The 2840-nt window shown below is 66.9% G+C and carries 2 protein-coding genes and 1 pseudogene; all 3 read left to right on the forward strand.

Going from position 1 to position 2840, the window contains the following annotated elements; all coding sequences use genetic code 11:
• The first annotated feature begins 432 nt into the window (after nucleotides 1-432).
• Nucleotides 433-1656, forward strand: coding sequence for a PPE family protein (locus BST14_RS27770; RefSeq protein ID WP_083067456.1), 1224 nt, complete (start codon nucleotides 433-435; stop codon nucleotides 1654-1656).
• A gap of 478 nt (nucleotides 1657-2134) precedes the next feature.
• A complete protein-coding gene (locus BST14_RS27775) occupies nucleotides 2135-2434 on the forward strand; it encodes a PE family protein (protein WP_083067457.1) in 300 nt (99 codons plus the stop codon).
• A gap of 317 nt (nucleotides 2435-2751) precedes the next feature.
• A pseudogene (locus tag BST14_RS27780) lies at nucleotides 2752-2840 on the forward strand (WXG100 family type VII secretion target); the annotation flags it as partial.

Raw genomic sequence — 2840 nt, forward strand, 5'->3', positions numbered from 1 at the left:
CCGGTCGGGTCGGTCGGCCGGCGCGGCGCGGCGGCCGGCTACGTCAACAAATACGGGTTCCGCTACAGCGTGCTGACGCGCCCGCCATCGGCCGGATAAGCGGCGGAATCGCACCATGTACACCCGCACCGTTATCCGCGGCCGGATTTTATCCCCGGTCCACACGCACGTGCGCCCGGCTGCGCCGGCCTCTGGCCTCGACGCCCGCGACCGACGGCCGCGGAGATCCGAGCGTTCCCGCAGGTTGCGCGGGCTAGCCGGGCGCGCGTCGAAGCGGTCGGCCGGTATCGAGCGGCTGGTCCGGGCAACCGGCGCAAAGGCGCGTCGGACAACCGTCGCTTCACTGACCGGCATCGCGGTGGTCACCAGCGCATTAACGTCTTCTACTACTCGACGCATCGATTCGAACAGCACAGGTTAAGGGGCACATTCGTGGTGGATTATGGGGCCTTCCCGCCGGAGTTCAATTCCGCGCGGATCTACTCGGGTCCGGGGTCGGGTTCGTTTCTTGCCGCGGCATCGGCTTGGAGCGCGCTCTCGGCCGAACTCAACTCGTCCGCGCGGAGCTATGACAACGTCATCACCTCGCTGAACAGCGAGGAGTGGCTGGGGACTGCGTCCACGGCGATGGCGCAAGCGGCCGCGCCGTACGTCGCCTGGCTGACCACCACCGCCGCTCAGGCCGAAGAGGCGGCCACCCAGGCTCGTTCGGCCGCGGCGGCCTACGAGAGCGCGCTGGCCGCCTCGGTGCCGCCCCCGCTCATCGCGGCCAATCGCACGCAGGCGACCCAGCTGCAGGCGACCAACGTGTTGGGGCAGAACACCCCGCTTATCGCGCAGCTGGAGGCGCAGTACGGCGAGTATTGGGCGCAGGACGCCGCCGCGATGTATGGCTATGCGGGTCAGTCCGCGTCGGCGACGAAGGTGACCCAGTTTCAGAAGGCGCCGGAGGTCACCAACCCGTCGGGTCAGGCCACCCAGGGTGCGGCGGTCACCAACGCCACGGCCAACTCGACGGCGACCAACACGTCGAAGACCCTGCAGTCGCTGGCGCAGCCCGCCGCGAACTCCACGATGAAGGCGGCAGACGCCACGAGCAACGCGGCGCAACAAGGCACGGATCCGATGTCCGAGCTGTGGTTCCTGCTCACCGGGCAGACCAGCTTTCCGACCAACCTGGGAACGCTCGTCAATGGCTACAGTCCGTTTGCGGGGCTGTTCTATAACACGGAGGGTCTGCCGTACTTCAGTACCGGTATGGCCAACACCTTCACGCAGATCGCCAAGTCGGTCGGGGTGATCGGCGGTGCGGCCCCGGCGGCGGCCAAGGCGTTGCCCGGGCTTGGTGGTTTGGGTGGCATGTTGGGTGGCGGTGCTGCGGCCGCGCATCCGGTGGCGGCGGTGGGCAGTGCGGCGTCGATCGGTGGCAAGTTGTCGGTGCCGGTGGCCTGGTCGGGTGCTCCCGCGGCCGCGCCGGCGCTGGGGCGTGCGATTCCGGTCAGCAGCATCAGCGCCGCCCCGGAGGCCGCCGGTGGGCCCGGCAACCTGCTCGGTGGCATGCCGCTGGCCGGTGCCGGTGCCGGCGGCCACGGAGTGGCGGGTCCAAAGTACGGATTCCGCCCCACCGTCATGGCCCGGCCCCCGTTTGCCGGCTGAGCATCGGCGCCGCAAGTGTCCGATTACGTCGATCGCCAGGCAGCCATCAATGTTCGCAGCATGATGCGCCTCGAGTTTCCACGATCGCTACCAGAAGCCGCCCGCGGCGGCGATCGGCGCGATCCAACGGTTTACGTAGGTGAAAGGAGGTTCTCGCGCCGCGCCGCCGGCGAAGGCCGTCGCAGTGATTCGCTGCGAGGGGTGAGTCGGCAATCGGATCTTTACGCCGGGCAGCCCGGTCACAGCATGTTGGGCGCCGATTACCAGCAACCTTTTCGACCGGTGGCTGGTAACGTTTGCTGTGGCCGTCCTGCGATGGGCTGCGGTCGAGGTCAGGCGCTGTTACTGTGTCGTTACCAAAAATGAATTCGCCGTACCGCCAAGTGAATAATTGCAAACACGGGGTCTTCCGCACCGATCTGGGGGGCCACCGTCATCTACTCTCGCAGAGTCGGGGTTAGAACTAGGAGGGAAAGATATGTCGTTCGTGACCACACAGCCGGAGGCTTTGGCCGCGGCGGCCGGGAATCTGCAGGCTATCGGGTCGACCTTGAGCGCCCAGAACGCAGCCGCTGCAGCCCCAACGACGGGGGTGGTACCCGCCGCAGCCGACGAGGTGTCGGCGCTGACCGCGGCCCAGTTCGCCGCGCACGCGCAGATGTACCAGGCGGTAAGCGCACAGGCCGCAGCCATTCACGAGCAGTTCGTGAACACCTTGTCCATGAGCTCCGGTTCGTACGCTGCCACCGAGGCAGCCAACGCGGCCGCCGCCCTCTGATCGGACTCGCGGTTGGGGACGTTGGGATAGGTCGTCATCGACGTGGGTTCCAACGTAACCGCCCGGTAGGGAAAGGACCTGGCTTCGCTGGGTTCGGCCCGCGGACTGTCTTGCAGCGCAACACGCACTCCGTCAACCCAAACGCCGCGGTTCGGGGTTGACGTCCGTCTCACCGTGACAACGCCCGGTGGCCGCCGGCTGACGGGAAGGGGGGCTCATTTCTATTCATTCGGCACGGCGGTTGCGCAACACGTAAACGATCCGGCCACCGTCTTTTCAACATCACCAGTAACTACGTAGCAAGGAGATCAGCCAACATGGCAACACGTTTTATGACCGACCCGCACGAGATGCGGGCGATGGCGGGCCGCTTCGAGGTGCACGCCCAGACCGTTGAGGACGAGGC

Origin of the sequence: Mycobacterium arosiense ATCC BAA-1401 = DSM 45069 (assembly GCF_002086125.1) — a bacterium.
Taxonomy (GTDB): domain Bacteria; phylum Actinomycetota; class Actinomycetes; order Mycobacteriales; family Mycobacteriaceae; genus Mycobacterium; species Mycobacterium arosiense.

Coding starts and splice junctions, on each gene's coding strand:
- BST14_RS27775 (WP_083067457.1), top strand. CDS start 2,135: ATGTCGTTCGTGACCACACAGCCGGAGGCTTTGGCCGCGGCGGCCGGG.